Here is a 22,498-nt window from a genome sequence, read left to right as displayed (position 1 = left end):
TATTCCGTCATTTATTCTTTACTGATTTTTGCATCCTCAATTATTACAGGGAAGTAATATCCAGCACCAAAATCTTTATTTACAGCTACTTTACCTTCTGCAATTATTATATCACCAACCGATACATCATCATTCGAAGTAAGAACTAAATCAAATTCAGTATCCGTACCTGTTCCATCCTGAAGATGAATCCAATTTCTTTTCATTATCTGTTTATTAAACTTTACCACTTTGCCTTTAACTTTTATTGTCTGACCTTCAAGCGTTGACTTATCAGTGAATATTTGTTGAACAGTTTTTCCATCTTTCAAAGGCTCAATTTTGACAGACTGCTTATCAATAGAAGCAGCACCTGAGTGGATATTTTTCATCTCTTCTGGTGTTGGTGATTTACGCGCATCTTCAACAAATAAAATCTCATCAAAGGATTTATTAATGTTATCACTCTTAAAATCCTGCATAACCATATAACGGGAAAAATATACAGTTTCACCTACTTCTACTTCCATTGTTGGTACAGCGATCCAAAAATCATTTTTATTTTCAGTAACCTGAAGATAAGTATAGCCTTTTGCCGGAATCTTGTCTATTACTTGAGCAATGTGAGGTTCTGTTTTCACAACTTCCTGTTCACCTGATTCCGGTTTTTCATTACTTTCACATCCGGAGAATATAACTACTGATGCAAAGATAATGATTAGCATTAATTTCATTTTGTTTCCTAAAAATTGTTAATATATGCTTCAAATATACCTAAGAATGAGGATATATTATTTAATTGAGACTTTTGAAAAATTCCAATTTGTCATATTGAACGACCTGCCTGCCGGTAAGGTAGGAGTTAAATATCTTGTTTTTTAAATTACAAAGAGACTCTTCATTCGGCAGCTGCCGGATTCAGAGTGATGCATAAATAATAATTCAGAAGTCTCTAATTGTAGCTTAACTTCTGATCGGTAAAAAAAATATGAATTGTTTTACTGAAATATTTATTATCTTTTTACCAGTAATAAATACATTTATCCGGAAATGAATCTTCTAAAAATCTTCATTTTAAACCTTTTAATACTTTTAAGTAAACCAATATTTGGTCAAAACTTTTGGGAACGCATAGACAGTCCCACAGATAATTTTTTAAGAACACTTCACTTTGCTGACAGCCTTCATGGCTGGGTTGGTGGGGATTCTGGTGCAATCTTTTACACAAGTGATGGTGGAACAAATTGGGTTCAACAGCAGACTAATACAAACAATAAAATAATGCGTTTGTTTTTTCTTGATAACAACAGAGCCTGGGCATTAGCGTGGGCTGATGTGTTAGATAAAAATAGTACATTTTATGGAACGGAGATTTTAACAACTACCGATGGTGGTCAGACCTGGAGTGTCAGTCAGTACAGAGAAGAGAATGTTTTTCTCAGGGGAATTTATTTTATTGATACGTTAAAAGGTTTTGCCGGTGGTGAGCCAACTAAATTCCTTCAAACAACTGACGGAGGAATTAACTGGGAGCCTGCAAAAATCGATACGAGTACGTTTGCATTCTTTCCTGTCATTGATTTCAAATTTTACAATGATATTTATGGGTATGCTTGTGGCGGAAGATTTGATATTGCCGGAGTAATCTGGCGAACCACGAATGCAGGAGGAAACTGGACTGCGATTGATACTGCTTTTGCACCAGCTGATCAGGTTTATGATATTCATTTCTTCGACTCAACTCACGTTATGGGTGTAGGTGGGGATCCTGATTTATTTGGTGTCGGTATCTTACATTCGACAGATGCAGGAAATTCGTGGAACTACTTTGAAATTGGAGTATTTGGTCAAGCTCATGCCGTTTCATTTAGAACTGAAAATGAAGGATGGGCTGTTGTACCTACCTCCGAAAATTTTGTTACAACTTTCGATTATGGTCAAACATGGACAAGTTATACAACACCTGATAGTTCAAGATTGTATGACATTATCTTTACTGACTCACTTACCGGATTTGCAGTTGGTGAAGAAGGAGTGATACTTAAATACAAGTATCAAAAGCCAAATAATGTTAATCAGATATCAGATGTAGTTCAGGATTTTACTTTATTTCAGAATTATCCTAACCCATTCAATCCAGCCACAACAATCAGGTATAATTTGAATGAGCCCGGATATGCAACAATCAAAATATTTAATACTCTCGGTGGTCAAATTCAAACATTGATAAATGATTACAAGGAAAGCGGAAGTTATGAAATTGAATGGAATGCAATCAATGTAGCGAGCGGTATATACTTTATCCAGCTAAGTGTGAATGGTAATGTGATAACAAAAAAAATGATGCTGCTAAAATAATTTTCAGTTGTAATTAATATTTATCTCAGTAATATCATCTTCTTTGTATCTGTAAACGAACCTGCAGTTAATTGATAGAAATAAATCCCACTAGATTTATCATTTGTAATAAATTCGACTTCATAATTACCCATCGGTTTTTCTTCATTTATTAACGTCGCAATTTCATTTCCTAAAACGTCAAATATTTTTAAAGATACAAATCCGAAATCCGAAATCCGAAATCTTATTTTTGTATTTGGATTAAAAGGATTAGGGTAATTTTGTTCTAGTTGAAATTCAGAAATCGCTTCCGAAGATGGCTCAACATTAACCAATGAAATATCAATTGGCACTGTCCAAATCTGATAAACACCAGTTCTGTTATCCATCCAGAATGGCCAAAGTTTGTTATTTGCAGAAGTGATTGAAATATTATCGCCCTGATAACCTTGCCCCAAACCTCCAATTGGTATTGGTTTAAAATTCTTATCACTTATTTCAAATTCTTTCCATGTATTTCCACCATCTTCAGATCGGGCTAAAAATACTCCTGTTGAATCCGGAGTTGTATTCCGGTCATCATAAAAAATTATATTCAATCCACCTGTCTTATCAACGTGAATAGCAGGGAAGTATTGAATCTTTCCGTTATTAATCGGGTCCTGATTAACTCTGATTCCGGCTGACCAGGTTTGTCCTCCATCGGTTGAACGATTAAGTATAACATCCGGATCACTACCTGCAGGCGCCAGATTTCGTTGAGTTGTAATTATGTATATCCAGCCATTTCGTGAACCACCAGTTGTATCCACTGCAATATCAGGTAAACCGTTTACTCTGATATTTCCTTTTTGTGGGAACAATCCGTTGATTCCATTTATATCAAATGCATTCTCTGTACGCTGCCAGTTAGTTCCGCCATTCGTTGAGTAAGCAAATCCAACAAAGTCTTCAGTAAAGGGAGAAACAGAAGTAACACCAGCCCAGCAAACCAAAACTTTGCCGTTTGGACCCATCGCCATATCACCTCCGGCACTTCGTTGAATAGGATTGTTAATAGCAACCGGAGTTGACCATGTTAAACCTCCATTGTCAGTGTACGCAAAATTAATTGGAAATGGAGGAGCAAATTTGACCCAGGCAGCATAGCTTCTTCCGTAATATGAACTTGATGGATGAACATCAGATGTCATTGAGGCCCTTTCAAGATCGTCGTTTGTAATCGTTTTCTGATTAGACCAAGTTATTCCATTATCAGTAGAGTAATGTGAATATAATCCGGGAGAAAACCCGCGTCTGGTTAAAATAAAAGTGCCGTTTTTATTTATAGTAATTCCAGGATCGCCGCCATGCAATTGAATGGGTGTGCCTTTGCAAGTATCAGAACCATACCAGTTATTTCCACCATTAGAAGTAACATAAATCCCTTCACTAATAAAAAACGGGCTGAAAACTATAGTGTTTGCCGATACGAAAATTATATCCGGATTATAAGGATGGTTTATCGAAAAGACTTCGGTCTGGGATGCATTGCCTGGAAAAATTCTAAAATTTTCACCGATTAACAATGAAGTCTGCTTTTCTGAATTTTGAGCAAGAATGTATGTTGAGAGTAAGATAAAACTGAACAATTTTGTGTGAATGAGCATTATAAATTTCCTGTTCTTAATTCTTTTTCAAAGATAACAATTATGATAATTAATTGTAAGATAAATCGTTGGCATCTTTGTAAGATTAATTTTTTAAGGAAAATAATTTAATGGGAAAAATGGGCTGTCTGGCAGATTCGACAGCCCTGGATAATTTCTGATAGAAAGTTTATTCTTTTTCCGGTGGGTATTGACTTAAAATTTTTGCAACCGCTTCATCAATAAATGCTTGCCGTTCTTCAGGCGTTCCCTGATCCTGCAATGCAGCAGTACCAATTCCAGCCCAAACAAGTTCATCTTTAGAATTATCTACAAAATCTATCATCAATGAACCTTGAGTATAATATGAAACGTCTATATTTTTTCCATAAGGATAAGGTCCCCACCATCCACCATATCCATAACCGTAATCCGTGACGTTCATTTTTTCAGTAGTACCGGCGTGGACATAAATTAGTAATGATGCATTTGTCGAATCTGACAGAGTTAATCCTTTTTTCTGCATTTCATTTGTGATGGCTTCAAAAATTCTTTTCTTTGCAAGTGGTCTTGACTCAAGTTCGCTATCTTTTATAACGCCATCATAAATACAGAATGATTTATATGAGGTAAAATCCGCATCAGGATTGTAGTCGCTTGTAGTTGAAACAGATGAACAGGCAATTGCACCAAATAATAATGCAGGAATTAAAAAATACTTTATCATTGAGATTCCATATATTGTTTTAAATTTTATTTATTTAGACTTACTAAGTTTACTTAAGGTTTCTTCATTGGGAAAAACCAGTTAACACCAAGCCCTATCGAGAAAATCTTACTGCTTCCCAGATAAGTTCCATCAGTTGTAGGAACATCAGAATATTCTGAGTCGTTAATCCAGTGGTATCTGAGATTGGCATCTATTGAAAGTTCTTCATTCAAAGGAAATAAAACGCCGCCACCAGCAGCAAATCCTCCTTCAAATCTGTATTCTGATTCATCCACCGGTGTTGAAACACCACCTAATGTATAAGTTCCGCTGATATCAGTTTTATATGTATAAAGTCCTAACTCAACTAATGCATACATTCTCATTCCTGGTCCGGGGGAGATGAGACGTAAACTAAGTAATGCCGGAATAGTTGAAACACCACCAGATACATCAATAGTTCCTTGTTGACCGCCACTTGTAAAATCACCATTGAATTTGCTTTCATTAATGCTTGATCTTAAATAGCCGGTAACAAACGCCAATCGGAAATTTTCTTCAATATCATAATAGAAACCTACTAATGCACCGAAACCGGGGCTATAATCATCGGCATATTTTCCTAATGGAATTAATAAATTTCCGGTCAGTTCTGTTCCGTATCCAGCCTGTGCATAGCAATTAAAAGTCAGACCCATGATACACATAATAGACAGCAAATATTTTTTCATTTTTTCTCCTGTTGTTTAAATGAATTAATAGTTCACAATTCAATTTCCATTTTTTCTCTTGCGAGAAAACAATTTTTAAACCTCGATTGACATTTTCGTTCCATCTTTTTTAGAAATATATCATCATGATCAGGATCATGATGTGTGAGAGCCAACAATTTTACATTTGCTCTCTCAGCAACTTCAATTGCCTGGTCGAAACTGCTATGACCCCAGCCTTTTCTGTTTTTAAGTTCTTCATTAGTGAATTGAGCATCGTGTATCAAAAGATCAGCATCCGCAGAAAACTTTATTATCTTTTCATCAATAGAAGAACCATATTCAATATCAGTACAAAAAACTAATACCTTTTCGTCTAATTCAATTCGGTAGCTGTAAGCACCACCCGGATGTCTGTGTTTATAAGACTTTACGTTTACAGATTTTGGTTTTTTTGTTTGAGTTTTAAAAACTTTTGTTGTTTTTTCCAGAAGCATAAATCTGAAACGAGCGCCCATCTTTTCAAGTTGAATCGGGAAAAACTCTTTTTGCATCTGAGTTTTGAAAATATCTTTAAGGCAGGTTATCTGTTTTCCCCAACCCATAGCGAGTATATTTATTTTTTGTTTTTTATTAAATGCAGGTGCAAAGAACGGGAAACCTTGAATATGATCCCAATGAAAATGAGAGAAAGCTATAAAGATCTCGTCCTGTTTATGCCCACTCTTTAGAAATTCTTTCCCTAATTCTCTGATTCCGGTTCCTGCATCTAGAACAGCAATATTTTTTGATTCCTTTTCCTTTATTTGGATGCAGGTAGTGTTTCCACCAAACTCCTGAAAATCCGGATGGCAGACAGGAATTGAACCGCGAGTTCTATAAAATTTAACAAACATTATTTAAGGTAACCTTCACTTTGAAGTTTTGTTACAAGTTCATCAGAAAACGAATTTATTACATCAGATGCTTTATCAGGATCTACAGTTTCGGATACACCACTCCAGATTAATTTTTTGTCAGCAGTTTCATAGACATTTGTTTCGAGAACGACAACTACGTTCTGCGATAAATAACCAGAACTGTTTGCATATTCTAATCCGGAATAATAATAACCATAAAAACCGTAGTATGAACTAAATGGAATGGTATATAAGTAACCGGCTGTGTAATCACGTGATGCATCCATACCAACAAGTCTGGAAACAACAACAGCATCAATATCAAGCTCTTTAAAATATTTTTCGAAAGTTGTTGAGTCGATTGCTACGTCATAAGGCATGTGATCCATTGAAACAATCGCAGTAATACCATGATCATTAAAAGCTTTTGCCATCCCATCTTCAAAATTTCTTCTAAGAAGAGGTTTATCTTTATTAACAATTCCAAGCACAAGAACTTTATCAATATTACCTTTTTGAAATGAATCATCCTGCCATTCACCAATTATTTGAGTTTTTGTAGATGAACAAGAAACAAAAGTCATCAACAGAATTGTCAGGAAAAATAGTAGAGTAAGTAAAGATTTATACATTTAAAATTTCCGATCAGTTTTATAATGAAATATTTATTTAATTTTTATATTTAATAAAGTGGATAACCAACACCAACAGGTGGATAATAGCCCGGACTGTATGGACCACCCCAAGCACCCGGGACATAAACACCAATTCCAACACTAACCTGTCCGGTACCGCATCCCGACAATACCAGCAAGGTCAATAAAATAATACTGATGATGAGTAATTTAATTTTATTTTTCATTCCTTCACCTCATTAAATTCACCTTTTTCCAAAGGCCATTTTTGAACTGTGAAAACTGCACCGGATGGATCAGCAATTATTGCAGCATTATTTCCTGCGATGCCTTCTGTACTAAGATAAACAGTTCCACCGAGCTGCTCAACTTTTTTTACGATTTCAGATGGATCTTTTACTGCTATGTATGGCATCCAGTGGGGCTTAACATTTTCAAATGGAATTTTAACAATACCTGCACGAGGTCTGTTTTCGTTTTCAAGCACGTAGTATTTATTATCTGCGCGTGTATCGAATATCCGATTATTATATCTGCATAATTCCTTATAAAATTTTATTGAGTTGTCAACATCATTGGTCCATAGCTCCGTCCAGAACCATCGATTGTAAACCGGATCCTGATCAACAGGATCACCACTACTTGATTTAACTAATGCAATTATCGCTTGTTGTGAATCAAAGATAAAAGCTATCGCTCCACGATTTGGTAATTCAAAGGGTTCCCTATAAATTTTTCCTCCGTTGGCTTTTACGTAATTTATAGATTGATTCATATCTGCAACAGATAAATAACTTATCCACTGAGAGAAACCTTGTTTCGGATCAACATCTCTTAACTTAAACATACCAGCTATTGGTTTTCCATCCTGAAGTACAACAGTATAATCATTATCGGATTCTCCGACGTCAAGGTAAGTCCAGCCGAATAATTCGGAATAAAATATTTTAACTGAAGGAATATCGTACGTCATTAAATCCCACCAGACAAATTTTCCGGGATGAAATTCATTAGTTGGAGTAGTATTGATCGGAGGTACTACCGGTAATTCTGGTGAACAGGAAATGAAAAGTAATATTGTAGTTGTTATTAATAAATTAGTTCTAAGCATGTAAATAGATTATTAAAGTTATTTTTTAATTATTAATTCAAGTTCATTGTCAGAATAATTGATTGTAAACCTGATTAAGATAAATCTAAAAGAATTCATGATTTCAATGGTAAAAAAATATGCAAAAAACATTGTAAAACAGATTAAAATTCAAAACCTAAAAGAGCTTTAATCTGGGTGTACTTAAGTTCTGAATCACGTTCAATCATACCTTCTTCATCAGGAAGAATATTGATTTTATTTTCAAGGACTTGCGAACCAAATGAATAAACGATTCCAACTGTAATATCTGACTTCCAGAGTTTGAATGAAGAACCTGCCGCGAGATGTATTAAATCCCAGGAATTGTAAGGTGCTAAATTGGTTATTGTTCCTTCCACGAAAGCTGAGTTGTCGCCTGTAAAACTAAAAGAAAAAATCAGATTATCATTTGCAAAATAATCCAGACCAATTCCATAATTAATTACACTTTTAGCTTCATGAGATAAATCATTAGAAATTTCTGCTCCTGAACTTTGTGCAATAAATGGCTTTGTGTCCATCACATTATATTTATCAATTGCATTATACCATTCTGCACTCAAATGGATTTTGAATTTATTTAATCTATAGGCTCCACCAGCCCCAACTGCCCACGAAGAATTAAATTTTGATTTGACATCATCCTGGTAATTACTTTCGAATCTTGCGGTATCAAATCCTGAAGCAAATAAATGTGTACCGACCGATCCGCTGCCAAAAATATTTATACTTGGGGTAGTAAACGTTAAGCCGAAAGTTAACGGATTAAAGTTAAAACCAATTCCGGCTTTAGCCAGAGCTCTGCAATTACTGAATTGGTAGTTAGAAATATCAGAATAGGATGCAATATCTCCATCCGATTTGAGAGCCTGTAGAATTGTTAAAGTTGAAGCTGAATAACTCCTATAAGAAATATATCCTGTTATTCCGATTCCAATCTTTTCAGAGAGCTTTGATGAATAAGTTATTCCTCCCCAAACATCACTAAATTTCTTTTCAAGATTAATACCTCCTGCAAAACTTTCTTTACCGGGCGAAGATTCAATTATTTCTAAAGAATCAATAATTCTGGTTGAGAATTCCACATTGGCATTTTGTCTTGTCAGGATTGACAAAGCTAACCTGTCGTCACCCAAAAAATCAAAATCAAAATCAAACGCTACAAAATTTGGAGATGGGACTATGGAAGAATAATCAAGATCTCTTCCTTCTGCCGCACCATCCTTTACAGTATAATTATCAAGTTGATATACCTGAGCACTTAAGATGAATTTAACGTCCGGAAATAGAGCAATCGCCCCCGGGTTATAAAAAGTAGCGCTTAAATCAGAAACGCTGCCTATAACTGATCCACCAAGCAATGTTGATCTTGTTCCGTATTGGATATTCCAATAATTATTTTCCTGAGCCGGAAGTTTATAAGAAAGAGTGATAAAAAAGAAAATGATTATGCAAACAGAATTCAGAAACAATCTCATAGCTTTACTCCTTAGAATTCAAATTTAATTGAAGTATCAATCCTGTAATCTGATTGCGAAGAATTTTCGGATTGAGGCTCATTATCATATTCAAAATAGAAGGTTAGATCCCAATAAAAATCAATAAAAATTTCCCAGCTTAATTGTGCATTGTAATTAAATCTGTATCTGCCAAAATCATTAAGACTTGGAAATACGTAAATATAAGTTAAAAAATTTGCCTTAGGATGATCATATTTAAATAGCTGATACTGCACGTTGATTAAACCTTCAACATTAAATTTAGCTTCAGTGTTATCAGTTTTTACTTCTCTGTTAACGGATAAACCCGCCAGTGTGTAGAGCCATTGATTTTGAGATTGGATAAAATTATTTCCTATTCCACCGCCTAATGATGTTCGCAGCTTTATTCCAAGTTCACTATTTTCCTGGAGTGATGCAATCCCTCCGGCAAACCATTCGTGCTCAAGGTTATGTTGATATGAAAATGATAAATCATTCTTACTCGAAGTTGCCTCTTTTTCAGTTGTTGTGATGACTGAGTTTAGTGATAATTCTGACACATTTATTTTTGTCCGGTATTTTGCATTACCACCAAAACTTATCTGTCCGATCTGGCTTGCTTTTGTAAAACTGAAACCAAATTTAACATAGCCATCAAGTATATCCCAGAAGGATTCTTTTATCCTGTTTATCCGTACTATGTATTTCATAAATAAGTTATGATCAAGAGTAACTCCTTTTACAATCATCATTCCTTCATTATCGGAAGGAGCGATTGATCCAAAAAAAACTCTGCCATCAGCAACTTCTATTTCAAAATAATTCTGAGTTTCGATGCTTTGAATTTTATTCCATTGGATACTAACAGTTTCCATATTATCTGTTTTAAATGTCAGAATACCAACTCTTAAATATTTTACTTCACCAGTTATCTTATCACCATTAAGTAAAGTAACAATGTCAGTTTTCTGAGCAAATAATTGAATACTAAACAACAGAAAGATGAGTAAACTTAAACTCAGATTAGAATTTTTATTTGAAAGCAGGGACATAGACTATCTTAAATTCTGTCCGGCATTTTCGTTGCCAAGAAGTATTGCCAGCCACCGCGTTTCATCAGAACTATCGAGTGCAATTTTGATTGTAATAGTTAGTGGGACAGAAAGCAGCATTCCTATCGGACCGAGTACCCATCCCCAGAATATAAGTGAAAGAAATACTACAAGAGTAGAAAGTCCCAAACCTTTTCCCATAAATCTCGGTTCGATAATATTTCCGATAAGTGTGTTAATAAAAACGAAACCAATTACAACCACAATTGCTTCAATAAATCCGAACTGAACAAGCGCTAATAAAGCCGGCGGTAATAATGCGAAGAATGAGCCGATAGTAGGGATGTAATTGAGTAGTAAAGCTAATAAACCCCAGAGCAAATAATAGTCAACATCCATAAAAAAAAGAAATATTGTAACAAGAATAGCATTACATAAGTTCATTATAGTTTTCAATGTAATATATTTATTTATGTTTCTTGTTACGGTTTGAATTCTACTTATTGATTCCTCAGGATTTGAAAACATCAATTTCAATTTTACTGGTAAACTTGCTTCTTCAAGCAGAATAAATATTATTGTGAGTAAAATCAGAAAACCGTTAGCGAAAAGATTACTTATCTGGTTAAACACATCTCCTGTAATCTGCAAGATTACACCGGGATTGAACTGAGATGCGATTTGAAAATCAGACTCGATAAATTTTTTCTCCTTTAACCAAATAATTAAATCCTGAGTCTGACTTTGAAGTTTTTGTTCATAGAACGGCAGTTTTACAGAAAAATCATTAATTGATGTACCGATAAGTAACCCGATTAAAAAGATGAACAACAGGAATACCAGTATAATCAGTACAAGAGCGAATGCTTTTGGTATTCTTTTCTGCTGCAACCAGAGATAAGGAGGGAGTGCAATTATGGAAATAAACAATGAAAGTAAAAATGGAACAACGATGGATTCAGCCGCTTTCATTCCTGCTACAACTATCACAAAGCTGGCAATGATAACCATCAGTTGAAATGTTTTGGATGAAGTATTCGTTGTATTATTCAAACTTAAAAATATTTTTATTAGTTAATTGCTTAGTGCGTAACCAATCCCAAAATTATATTCAAAACCGGTATTCATAGCATCATCGTCATAAAAATTTGACTGATAATTCACACCTGCATCCACACTAATGTTATTGATAATATTGATTGTAAAACCTAAACCAACCTGCCAGGCAAATTTAACAAGATTTTTTTGATCATTTTCACCAACAAGATCTTCATTGCCAAAGACTAAATTTAATCCAGTCATAAACTGAGCGAATGGCATAATCATATTGTTTATAAAATAATAGCGTCCGCCGATTTCAACCGGAACCATAGTTAAATATGCATCGTCATAAACCGAATTCCCCTGAGAGTTGAATTCATCTTTAAGTTTATTGCTGATCAGACCAGCACGCATCATAAGATAATTATGGTCAGGAAAAGCAATTCCGTATCCAACATATCCACCTGAAGCATTTGACCAGACGCTGGAAAAATCTCCAAGGTTTCTTATGTATAATCCTTCAATAAAAATTCTGTTTTTAATGTAACTATCTGATTGTGCTGAACCATAAAACACCGAGCCGGCTGAAATCAAAATTATTATCGTAAAAATTATTTTATTCATATTCAGTTTCCCTAAAAGAAATTTCGTTTGATTTCATTTAATTATAAATCGAGAATAGCTGTTCTGAAAAATATTCTTCCAACCGGATGAGTTTTAAAAACATCGCTGGCTTCTCTTCTGTATTCAATGCCATTTATAATATCTTCATAAGCATCGTAATAACTTGCTCTCCAATAAATACCGGGTACTAAATCCAATGGAGAAGTACTTTGTAATCGGATATTGTGCATCCAAAATCAGAAAGTGAATGTGATGTTTGGAATTATCAGGTTGTGATTGAGTCCAAAGCCAGGCACCGTAGTACATCAGGCTGACATAATTCCAGATTCCGTTTTGAATTGCGGTGTAAACTCTGAGTCCTACACCAGGACCAAAATCATTTGTCCTTCCTTCAACATCTACATAGTAGTCGTTTGGAGTTGCAGCCATCATCATTCCGTTTATTCCGACACGGGTTATCAAATTAGTTTTTTCTCCAATAGGGAAAAGAGAAGAAAGGTGAGGGAATAATTGTGTTGCACCGAATAAAAATCCCTTGTAAACCGTATCAGTCTCTGAATATTCTTCTTTAATAAGGTCATTAAAATTGAAGTCGAGACTTACATCAAATCGATGTTTATTTTTTTCCACCTCCCATCCAAAAAGAAATCCTGTACTGTTCATCGTAGTAAAGTGAGGTTGGTTGGAAGCAATTGCAAATTCAAAACCGAAAAAATCAAATGGCTGCTTTACTTTAAAACGATTACCGTAAGCGAGGTTTAAAGTGAATAACCCCTCAACTTCTTTGGATACATAATGTTTGTCACCATCCTTGTCAATGGATCTTGAACCACCGTCAAAAGTAATTAAGAAATCTTTTGGTTTGCTCCATTCAGGGTTGTCAAAATTTTGTCCCATCTCGCCGGAAATTGCTCTGTTAAATCCTCGCACAGGATTAAGGAGTGTTCCAAAAATTTCAGACCAGACTCTTTCAGATCCTGTTGCCCGGTTATCAGTAACCATAGATGATAACCGATATAATATTTCACCAAGATTAGCACCACCAACACCCGTGTAAATCCAGTCGTTAAATGATGGACGAAAAGTCTCACCAAAAAATTCCCATATAGCACTTCCAGTTAGCGAAAAAGCAGATGATTCCCAGAAATTATAACCATTTGTTCTTCCTGCGTTAAAAAATAAAGCACCGTGGTACGGGTGTGAAAAATTATTTGTAAGAAAATTATCGCCATCATACTCAAATCCATTTTGAAGATTACTCCACCAGGTTTTGGAAGATACATTTGCCCAGTTATCAGCAGGATCTTCCCAATGTCTTATCCATTTAGCAAGCGCCCATGGAATAAATTCAAGAATTGCAATTTCTCCGACTCCAACCAAAAAATGTTTTTCTGATTCCCAAGGTTTGAAGTCATCATTCAATAATCCGGCGGGAATGTTTACTGAACCCCATTTGTTATTATATCCGTTCTTAAATATCAGGTTATTCCTTTGGTTGGAATTCACTTGATTATTTAATCTGTACTTAGCCATATAAAATGATTGATGAAATTCTTCCTGTCCTTTCGCGGAATAAATATATTCTCTGTTTTGTGCCATTATATTGCATGACAATATATAGAAAATAAAAAGGAGTGATTGGAAGGATAATTTAAAATAGTAGAAAAGTTTCATCCAATGTTGCTCTCTCTGTATGACAGTAATGAAAACGTATTCTGAAAATAATCACAAAGAATAATTATTTGAGACTTCTGAATTATTATCGATGTGTCACTCTGAATCCGACGGCTGCCGGATAAAGGGACTTTTTTTAATTTAAAAACAAGATAAATCACTCCTGCCTTGCCGGCAGGCAGGTCGTTCAATAGGACAAATTATAATTTTTCAGAAGTCTCTATTTATTATTTTCAAAACTTTAATCAAATTTTAACAGCTATTGTTCTTCTTTACAAATCAAATTAAATAATTCTTGAGCTGATTTATGACCTTGTTCAATTGCTTTTAGAAGATTTGGACAAGCTTTATCCGGATCAACTTCATAACTCAAAATTGCCCTGCGGAAATATATCTCTGAAAGGTTAGGATCAAGGCTTACGGCTTTATCAAAATCGTTTAATGCGGCTTCTTTATTACCCGATTGAAAAAATGTCCAGCCTCTGTAAAGATAAATTTTAGCTGGTTCATCACCCTGATATTCAAGGGAACTGGAAACATAACTTTTCATTTTAGTATCAACATATTCTTTTTCAGTTGAATTGGTATAAGTTCGTTTGCTTGTTTTTGTGTGAGTTCTTTTGCTCACATCAACATCTGACTTTTCTTGTTTATCAGTGTAAGTTATTTCAGATGATTTAGTAGTTTCACGATTAATTTCTGAAGATTCAGTTGCAAGTGCCTGAGTAAACTTTTCGATAGCAGATTTATAATTCCCACTCTTATAGTCGTTAAATCCGGCTTTTACATACTCAGAGGTTGATTGACAAAAGTATTGTGGTAAAAAAATAAATGTATAAATAAATACGATTATTCTGAATGAATTAAACATTTCTTTTTTCTCCTTCAATAATATATTAAAGATTATTATTCACCTTTGGTTGGCGGAAATTGAGCAAGTATCTGATTAACAGCATTATTAATATTTTCAGTTCTCTCTTCAACAGTTGGTGATTGTTCCATTGCACCTGAACCAATTCCTCTCCAAACCAGTTTTTGTTCAGTCATATCAATTATGTCTATAACAAGTGTGCCTTCATCATATTGAGTTACATCCACTCCTCCGGTTCCGTACATTCCTGGTCTGCCCCAATAACCATAACCATAACCGTATCCATAAGACTGAATATTAGTTTTTGTCTTGGAACTGAACATTAGTGCAATTCCAAAATCACTCTTGTCAGAAGGTGAATATCCTTTTGCATTTAATTCATTCTTTATTGCAGCATCTAATTTATCTGCACTTAGCTGATCAATGCCTGACTCAGTTGAAAGAGGAATAAATCCATAAGTTTTCAGTTTTGAAAAATCATACTCTGGATCATAGTCCTGATGAACTGATATTGATGAACAACTTATTAGAAAAAATAATGCTGTTGTGCATAAGCTGATAAAAAATATTTTAGTTAAATTCATTTTTGAACTCCATTTATGTTTTGTTATTTGTGTTTTTACCATTTCAAAAAATCGTAAATAAATAAAAATTGTATAGCAACTGTCTGATCTTGTAATTTAGAAAAATAAGAATAAAGTAATTCTCCACCTACAGCCATTGATTCATTGATTGGGTATGTGTAAGAGATTCCTGTATGAGCACCAATACTAATCTGATTGCTGCTAAGATTATCTCCGAAAGCTTCACCCGAATTATAGAGTAAATACATTCCTGAGCCAGCACTTATACTAAAATTTGGTAAAACCTTCATTGAGAAAACAATGAACACAGGAATAGTATACATCGAAGCAGATAAATCTGTAGTTCCAAACTCTGTATCGTAGTCACTCACATCGATTGAATACAAATATTGATAACCGGTTTCCAGCCCGATACTAAGCAAATGTTCCGGATTCCACATTACTCTTACAGTTCCAGAGAAGCCGTTCTTATTCAAGTCATTGTAATCCATCGTTGTGAAGTATCTTGAATAACCAAGTCCGATTTCAGTAGAAAGGGAATAGGTAGTATCGTTGACTTGAGGTAATACTGCAGAAGTCATTAAAGCAAGTGCAATTAATATTTTTAGATACATAAAGTGTTCTCTACTGTTTAATATAGTAATAATACGAAACTATAGTGGGATAGTTTGTGAGAATGCCATCAAACTGACCTTCATTAATGAATTGTTCAATATAGTTTTCGTCATCCAGAGTCCAGGTAAATACTTTTCTTCCTTCAGATTGCATTTGCTGAACATTTGCAGACTGAATTCCCTGAGTCCATCTTGGTGCCCAAATCAGTGAGTTAGCTTCTCTTACCTGATCTATTGATAATTCACAAAGCGATGGTACATTCTGATAATCAGGTTGTTGAAGGAATTTTTCAAAAATATCATCTGCAGGAATACCCAGATAAATTTTCAAATCTCTATCCATTAAAATTGCGCGCTCATTTATCTCTGTCAACAATGCAATAGAAGCAGGAACTACATCTACATCTTTTGTATCCAACCAGACAACTTTAATATTTGTCTCTTCTAAAACATATTCCAGCGCCTCGCGTAACGAAGGTATCTTTTCACCATTTCGTAATGTAACAAGAGTTCTTAATTGAGCCCATGTGAAATCTTCGATGTTTCCCCAAATTAAACTTTTCTGGCATAGTCGAAGATTAATATCTTTATCATGATAAATAAATGGGATACCATCCTTTGTAAGACGGGCATCAATCTCCACTCCATTAGTTCCAAACCTTTCGGCTATTTCGAGCATCTCAACCGAATTTTCAGAAACTCCGAGATAATCAGAATTTCGTCCACCGCCCCGGTGAGCTAAAATATCAAAGTCATTTTGTTTTACTTCCTGACTGAAAGGTCTTTTGAATTTAAGAATGAGTGGAGTAGATGCCAGCTCGTTTCCTATGCCATATTCACCAACGAATCTGATGGTAGAAAAAGATGTATCACCTGAAAGAATTTCACTTCCTCCTTCGTTTGCAGGAATATAAAAACTTGCAGCGCCTGTTTCTGTATTAGTTGAATATCGCCAGTAGCCAATAAAGAATAAAACTGAGTCGAGATATCCACTTTCAAGCACCAGGTATCCACCGTTTTTTCCGGCAAAAATTGATAATCTGTCTCTGTTCCATTTCACCACAACCTGATCACCAAGCAGGTTAGTTCCTTTGCTAACCTCATATACGCCTTCCATAGTCGGTTTGACATTGTCTGGCAACGGATAAGTTTGATCAAGAAAATTACTCGGATCAACAACCGGTGTAATTACTTCAACTTCGTTATTACAGGAGTAAAAAAGAAGCAGGCTTGCAAGGAGTATTTTTACTTTTGTCATAATCATTCTTGTTAAAAGATAAAAGTGAAAGTTGCTTCCGGGATATAGAATTGTCTATCGAAAGTGGAGAAAGCTGCCCACATCGGGTAATAGAATTTCAGGAATGTTGATCTTATACCCAGAACTACATAGTTATCTCCCCAGAAAGGTTGTTCGATGTAAACGCCGATTGTCCATCCATTGAAAAAATCCAGATCGTTTTCGATTTCTGATTCACCATTTTTTGATTGTTCAGCAAGATTGAATACCAATTCTGATTTGACAGAAACAGTGAATTTATTCAATCTATAACCGGCAGTGATGTTTGGATACAATGCCCATCCGTTAAACTTGGTGTCAAAACCAAATTGTTCAAGTTTTCCTATGTAGAATGATAAATCAGTACCTGCTGAAAATGCGAACCTGTCAAGCGCAAAATTCCATTTAGGACCTAACATAAAATTAAAAGTAACGATGTTGGTTTCTATACTTCCCTCAGCTAAAAAATTAGAAGGTAAACCGTATTTCATCCGATAGGAAAATAACGGAGCTCTGAATACATCATCAGTTTCTACTACATCTTCAGGTAATTTTGCTAAAGCAATACCTAATGAACTGATAATTTGCCCCTGATAATATTTGTGGGGATAGAAGAAAGTATTTTCATCAAAGTTTAACTGTTGAGCAGATACCATCGGTGTGAAATTATAAACCAGTAATACACTGATTAACGACAGTAGAATAATTTTCATTTAGTTGCCTGATTTTTATTATTACACAACTTAAATTTATGCGAATATTGTAAATAAATTTCTAAAAAAAACCGGCTGAGGAATAATCTCAACCGGCGATAAGTTTTTTCTGTTTTACTTTCCTCCAGGCTTTTTAGCTAAAGGCAGATTTGAGTTAATACTGAGATCAATCAGCAACTGGATCTCATATTCAAGCTGCATATACTTAGCTGCGACAATAGGGCCTAAAGCCTTAGAAAATTTTTCATAATAATCTTCATTCAAATCAAGACGTTCTTCCTGAAAATCAAAAGCATTTTCAATAAGCTGTTTTGCTTTTTCATCGGATAGAACATCATAATTTGCAGCAAAATCTTTAATGTTTGCTACACGAGTAGATGATAACTTATCCAGTTTATATTCAAATTCATTGTAAATCGGCCAGAAAATTTCTGCTTGTTTCTCATCAAATTTCATAACTTCTGTGATCATAGCTTTTCTTTCAGTCTTTATATCAGATTTGAAAAGCTCAATGTAATTATCCATATTCTGAGCAAATACACCAGTGAATGATAATAAGAATGCAGCTAAAAATAATTTTTTCATTCTGAATCTTCCTTTTTCTGAATTAAATTTTCTGAATCTGCTATGGTTCCCAAATAAAGCCAACGTTAATAGCCCAGTATGAATTATTTATATCGTTTCCGATCGCATCTTCACCTGAGAAATACATATTATACTTTCCATTGATCAATACTCCAAAATCTCTTTCAACTGGAATTGCAACCCCGGCTTCCGGTGCAATACCCCATTGCCATTGGTCATTATTCCATAAGAAAATACCAACAGCTTTCTCCTGAAGCATAATTGATCCACCAGCATTCAATCCGATGTATGGTCTTAATTGTTTTCTTTCACCGAAGTAGTAGTGAACACTCGCCATTATCGGGAATGAATTAATTGTATTATCCTGAGTTCCATAAATAGCGCCCGGTGGATCGGTGTTGAGTTCAGTTAATCCTGTTACTCTCTGATACATTGTGTTCCAGCCAAAGTACAATCCAACAGATAAATTCTTTTGAATCATATACCGATAATCTAATTCCATTCCCCACCAGCCAACTTCGTCAATAATATCTTTTGTATCGCCGGATGGTATTGAAACAGAATAAGTAAGAGCGCCATACCACTGTTCTTTTTGCGCAAAGCTGCTGCTGAACAGTAAAGTTGTAAAAGCAAATACGGCAAGTATCTGCCAGATTTTTATTTGATAAATATTCATCTTGATATCCTTATAAATTTTTAACTTCAAATTTTGATTAATGATTTAAACGAATTTCTTCAGGTTACTTACCTTCACCAAGATATGGTGACTGTGAGAAAGCTTGTTCAATGCCGTCCTTTATCCGATCTAAAGTTCCCGCATTATTGTCACCAAGTAATCCATTCATCGCTGCAACCCAAAGCCCAGTTCTTGCTTCAGTCGCATCATTATCCAGCATTGCTACGAGTAAAGTTCCTGTATCGTAAGTGTAGTAAACCGGATAACACCAGCCATAATAAGGATACCACCATCCATACCACCAATCATAATAACATCCTCCCGAAACCCAGCTTGTTGTGGTAACGACAGAAATAACAAGAACATCTGCATCTGCAGCAGTTGCCGCTTCTGTAAATCCGTAATCTTCAAGCTCTTCCTTTATTTTATTGATGGTAGCTTGATCATTTGTTCCGGGATCCACAATTGGATCGCCATTCTCGTCCAGCCTGTAAATAGTGTCCGGCATAGCATAAGTTGTTTTAGTAGCAAAGTTTGCTTCTTTATCATAAAAAGTTGCTACGATATCAGTATCACTGTAAGTTAATTCCTCGCCCGGATAACAGGATTGTAATAATACAATCGTTGCTGCGATAAGTATAATTAAGCTTAATGTTGATTTTCTCATATTGTTTACCTTTCGATTAATTTGTTATTTACTCTTATAAAATTATTTTGCAGAATTCATCAATGTTAGAGTGATAAAACATAAAAAATGTTGATTTTATTTATAATAAATTAACATACGCCAATATTGGCTGAAATAGGTACTTAGTCCTATATTATAATGACGCCAATCGTGTTACTAACCTGGCTTTAAATTCCAAAATTAATAATAGTTTGATCAAATTGTTTTTGTCGTTATATCAATAACAACTTTATTGATCTTGCCTGTAAAATTATTATCACCTTCTTTATAATCATTAGATACGGCAGTTTCGCCATCCATTCCAACATCAGTACCTTCATCTGCTGAGAAAACGAATGGCTGAGTTTTTGGAATCACTCCTTCGGCAACTTTTTTATCATCAATGTATAGTACACAGCTTCCACCGGAACCTGGCTTCATTTCATTTATGTTGAATTCGTACTTTACAATGTGTTTACCAGGAGTAAGTGCAGAATTTGAGGAAACATTTGTACGTTCAAGCCCGAAGAAATTATATTCATGATGTACTTTTCCGTTTTTTGTATATAATGCCCAGCCGCCAAATCTTCCTGCCTGAGCAAGGATTACTCCGTTAACATTTGCCGGAACAACTATATCTGCAGTGATTGTGTAGCTATGCATTTTAGTATTTATAAATACATTCTCCATCAAACCTGTCATCCCTTCATAGACAGTAAGACTTTTCCGGTCTCCAATCACGTCTGGACGTCCGGCAATTGTCGGATTGAATCTTTCTACTCTTCGGTCATCGATAGGAAAGACATGATTTTTGAGGGCTTCTTCTTCAAATATTTTTTGAAGTTCCTTAAGTTTATCCGGAACTGAGGATGCAAGATCATTTGCTTGTGAAAAATCTTCATCAACATTGTATAATTCCCACACGTCATCAGAAAGTTTCGGTAATTCAGCCATTACCCAGGGAATGGAATGTCTTGTTGCTGCAACCCATCCTTCATGATAAATTGCACGATTGCCAAACATTTCAAAATACTGAGTGGTATGAGTTTCTTTTGCATTCGCATCATCAAATGAATAGACTAGTGATGAACCATTGAACGGAACCTGCTCTGTTCCATTTACAATTTTTGGGAATGGAAGACCAACAGCTTCAAGAACAGTCGGTGCAATATCGGTTACGTGAGAAAACTGAGATCTGATTTCACCACGGGATTCAAATCCATCAGGCCAGTGAACAACCATGCCATTACGAGTTCCGCCAAAATGTGAAGCAACCTGCTTTGCCCACTGGAAAGGAGTGTTCATTGCGTGTGCCCAACCAACTGCGAAATGAGGAAATGTTGAAGGACTTCCCCACGAATCATAATAAGGTATCATTTGATCTGCTTTCCCAATAATTCCGTTCAAAGCCATCATCTCGTTATATGTTCCTTCCGGTCCTCCTTCAGCACTCGAACCGTTATCTCCTACAATATAAAAGAATAAAGTATTATTTAACTCGCCGATTTCTTCAAGTGCATCAATGAGCCGCCCGACTTCATAGTCGGTGTGTTCTGCAAATCCAGCAAACGTTTCCATTTGTCGAGCAAATAATTTTTTCTGATCTGCTGTTAATTCATCCCAGGCGGGAATTTCTTTTGGGCGTGCTGTTAGCTTGGTATCTTCCGGAATAACTCCAAGTTCTTTCTGACGAGCAAAGGTCTGTTCGCGTAATTTATCCCAGCCAATATCGAACTTACCTTTGTACTTTTCGATATATTCTTTTGGTGCATGATGAGGAGCGTGAGTTGCACCTGTTGCAAAGTAAACATAAAATGGTTTTTCAGGAGTAAGAGATTGCTGAGCTTGTATCCAATTAATAGCCTGATTTGTCATATCAGCAGTGAAGTGATAGTCAGGATTTTTTTCATGTTCGATTCGTACAGTTCCATCGTAAATAGCTGGTGCCCATTGATTCGTTTCACCTCCTATAAAACCATAAAATTTATCGAAGCCGGAACCTGTTGGCCACCGGTCATACGGACCGGATGCTGAAACTTCCCATGGCGGCGTTTCATGATATTTACCAAAAGCAGCAGTACTAAAACCGTTGAGGCGAAGCATTTCTGCAAGTGGTGCAACACTATTTGGTCTGATTCCTGTGTTTCCCGGAAAGCCTGTTGCCAGTTCCATAATTGCACCCGCATTATTTACATGGTGATTTCTGCCTGTTAATAATGCAACTCTTGTTGGCGAACAAAGTGAAGTTGTATGAAACCTATTATACTTCAACCCGTTTTCAGCCAACCTGTCCACATTCGGCATATTGCATGGACCACCAAAAGCTGTTGAAGCACCGAATCCGATATCATCAATTAAAACTACTACAATGTTTGGGGCATTTTGGGGTGGTTTAACTTCAAATCTTTCCGGTGGTTTTGCATCTCTTGCATCCAGTTCTGTATAATTTGGTGGGTTCGGTTCTTTGATTGGGAGTATTGTCCTGTCAAATTGACCGGAAGATCCTGTTTGTTCCATTTGTTCTTTGCATCCTGCTAAGAGTACAAGAAACAATGGAAATAATAGTAACAAAAAATGTTTATACATCATTAGCCTCCTAATACAATAA

The 22,498-nt window shown here is 35.3% G+C and carries 23 protein-coding genes; 1 reads left to right on the top strand and 22 read right to left on the bottom strand.

Annotated features, from left to right (window positions below; genetic code table 11):
• Positions 1-11 precede the first annotated feature (11 nt).
• Complete coding sequence (locus tag HND39_16275; GenBank protein QKJ97707.1) at positions 12-713, bottom strand: hypothetical protein; 702 nt, start codon at positions 711-713, stop codon at positions 12-14.
• Between the two features lie 316 nt (positions 714-1,029).
• Between HND39_16275 and HND39_16270 the strand changes: the two genes are divergently transcribed.
• The gene (locus HND39_16270; GenBank protein ID QKJ97706.1) at positions 1,030-2,337 is read left to right on the top strand and encodes a T9SS type A sorting domain-containing protein; all 1,308 of its coding nucleotides are present in this window, start codon (positions 1,030-1,032) and stop codon (positions 2,335-2,337) included.
• A 20-nt stretch (positions 2,338-2,357) separates the two neighbouring features.
• Here the strand turns inward: HND39_16270 and HND39_16265 are convergent, their stop codons facing one another.
• The 21 genes from HND39_16265 to HND39_16165 all read right to left on the bottom strand — a co-directional run bounded on the left by HND39_16265 (position 2,358) and on the right by HND39_16165 (position 22,479).
• The gene (locus tag HND39_16265; protein QKJ97705.1) at positions 2,358-3,968 is read right to left on the bottom strand and encodes a T9SS type A sorting domain-containing protein; all 1,611 of its coding nucleotides are present in this window, start codon (positions 3,966-3,968) and stop codon (positions 2,358-2,360) included.
• Between the two features lie 169 nt (positions 3,969-4,137).
• On the bottom strand, positions 4,138-4,674 hold the full coding sequence (locus tag HND39_16260) for a DUF4136 domain-containing protein (GenBank protein QKJ97704.1): 537 nt from the start codon (positions 4,672-4,674) through the stop codon (positions 4,138-4,140).
• 53 nt (positions 4,675-4,727) lie between these two features.
• Positions 4,728-5,387, bottom strand: a complete 660-nt coding sequence (locus HND39_16255) for an outer membrane beta-barrel protein (GenBank protein ID QKJ97703.1) — start codon at positions 5,385-5,387, stop codon at positions 4,728-4,730.
• 32 nt (positions 5,388-5,419) lie between these two features.
• The gene (locus HND39_16250) at positions 5,420-6,262 is read right to left on the bottom strand and encodes an MBL fold metallo-hydrolase (protein QKJ97702.1); all 843 of its coding nucleotides are present in this window, start codon (positions 6,260-6,262) and stop codon (positions 5,420-5,422) included.
• Positions 6,262-6,897, bottom strand: a complete 636-nt coding sequence (locus HND39_16245; GenBank protein ID QKJ97701.1) for a hypothetical protein — start codon at positions 6,895-6,897, stop codon at positions 6,262-6,264. The genes HND39_16250 and HND39_16245 overlap by 1 nt, the downstream gene beginning before the upstream one ends.
• A gap of 50 nt (positions 6,898-6,947) precedes the next feature.
• Complete coding sequence (locus tag HND39_16240; protein QKJ97700.1) at positions 6,948-7,127, bottom strand: hypothetical protein; 180 nt, start codon at positions 7,125-7,127, stop codon at positions 6,948-6,950.
• A complete protein-coding gene (locus HND39_16235; protein QKJ97699.1) occupies positions 7,124-8,011 on the bottom strand; it encodes a VOC family protein in 888 nt (295 codons plus the stop codon). The genes HND39_16240 and HND39_16235 overlap by 4 nt, the downstream gene beginning before the upstream one ends.
• Positions 8,012-8,154: 143 nt before the next feature.
• Positions 8,155-9,510: a hypothetical protein gene (locus tag HND39_16230; GenBank protein ID QKJ97698.1), complete on the bottom strand. Its 1,356-nt coding sequence runs from the start codon at positions 9,508-9,510 to the stop codon at positions 8,155-8,157.
• An 11-nt stretch (positions 9,511-9,521) separates the two neighbouring features.
• Entirely contained in the window at positions 9,522-10,565 is a 1,044-nt protein-coding gene (locus HND39_16225; protein ID QKJ97697.1) for a DUF481 domain-containing protein, read from the bottom strand.
• A 3-nt stretch (positions 10,566-10,568) separates the two neighbouring features.
• Positions 10,569-11,618 carry an AI-2E family transporter gene (locus HND39_16220; GenBank protein ID QKJ97696.1) on the bottom strand — a complete coding sequence of 350 codons (1,050 nt, stop codon included), beginning with the start codon at positions 11,616-11,618 and terminating at the stop codon, positions 10,569-10,571.
• 21 nt (positions 11,619-11,639) lie between these two features.
• Complete coding sequence (locus tag HND39_16215; protein QKJ97695.1) at positions 11,640-12,230, bottom strand: hypothetical protein; 591 nt, start codon at positions 12,228-12,230, stop codon at positions 11,640-11,642.
• Positions 12,231-12,374: 144 nt separating this feature from the next.
• Positions 12,375-13,829: a DUF3943 domain-containing protein gene (locus HND39_16210; protein ID QKJ97694.1), complete on the bottom strand. Its 1,455-nt coding sequence runs from the start codon at positions 13,827-13,829 to the stop codon at positions 12,375-12,377.
• Between the two features lie 334 nt (positions 13,830-14,163).
• Entirely contained in the window at positions 14,164-14,775 is a 612-nt protein-coding gene (locus HND39_16205) for a tetratricopeptide repeat protein (protein ID QKJ97693.1), read from the bottom strand.
• A 35-nt stretch (positions 14,776-14,810) separates the two neighbouring features.
• A complete protein-coding gene (locus HND39_16200; protein ID QKJ97692.1) occupies positions 14,811-15,359 on the bottom strand; it encodes a DUF4136 domain-containing protein in 549 nt (182 codons plus the stop codon).
• Between the two features lie 35 nt (positions 15,360-15,394).
• A complete protein-coding gene (locus tag HND39_16195) occupies positions 15,395-15,973 on the bottom strand; it encodes an outer membrane beta-barrel protein (protein QKJ97691.1) in 579 nt (192 codons plus the stop codon).
• Positions 15,974-15,983: 10 nt separating this feature from the next.
• Complete coding sequence (locus HND39_16190) at positions 15,984-17,231, bottom strand: glycerophosphodiester phosphodiesterase (protein ID QKJ97690.1); 1,248 nt, start codon at positions 17,229-17,231, stop codon at positions 15,984-15,986.
• A gap of 11 nt (positions 17,232-17,242) precedes the next feature.
• The gene (locus HND39_16185; GenBank protein QKJ97689.1) at positions 17,243-17,962 is read right to left on the bottom strand and encodes a hypothetical protein; all 720 of its coding nucleotides are present in this window, start codon (positions 17,960-17,962) and stop codon (positions 17,243-17,245) included.
• A 114-nt stretch (positions 17,963-18,076) separates the two neighbouring features.
• Entirely contained in the window at positions 18,077-18,547 is a 471-nt protein-coding gene (locus HND39_16180) for a hypothetical protein (protein ID QKJ97688.1), read from the bottom strand.
• A gap of 40 nt (positions 18,548-18,587) precedes the next feature.
• Positions 18,588-19,223 carry an outer membrane beta-barrel protein gene (locus tag HND39_16175; protein QKJ97687.1) on the bottom strand — a complete coding sequence of 212 codons (636 nt, stop codon included), beginning with the start codon at positions 19,221-19,223 and terminating at the stop codon, positions 18,588-18,590.
• 64 nt (positions 19,224-19,287) lie between these two features.
• Complete coding sequence (locus tag HND39_16170) at positions 19,288-19,890, bottom strand: DUF4136 domain-containing protein (protein QKJ97686.1); 603 nt, start codon at positions 19,888-19,890, stop codon at positions 19,288-19,290.
• A 216-nt stretch (positions 19,891-20,106) separates the two neighbouring features.
• The gene (locus HND39_16165; protein ID QKJ97685.1) at positions 20,107-22,479 is read right to left on the bottom strand and encodes an arylsulfatase; all 2,373 of its coding nucleotides are present in this window, start codon (positions 22,477-22,479) and stop codon (positions 20,107-20,109) included.
• Positions 22,480-22,498 lie beyond the last annotated feature (19 nt).

The sequence above is a fragment of the Ignavibacteriota bacterium genome (assembly GCA_013285405.1).
Classification (GTDB): domain Bacteria; phylum Bacteroidota; class Ignavibacteria; order Ignavibacteriales; family Ignavibacteriaceae; genus IGN2.
Note: the sequence above shows the minus strand (reverse complement) of the source record. Positions and strands in the feature narration are given on the sequence as shown.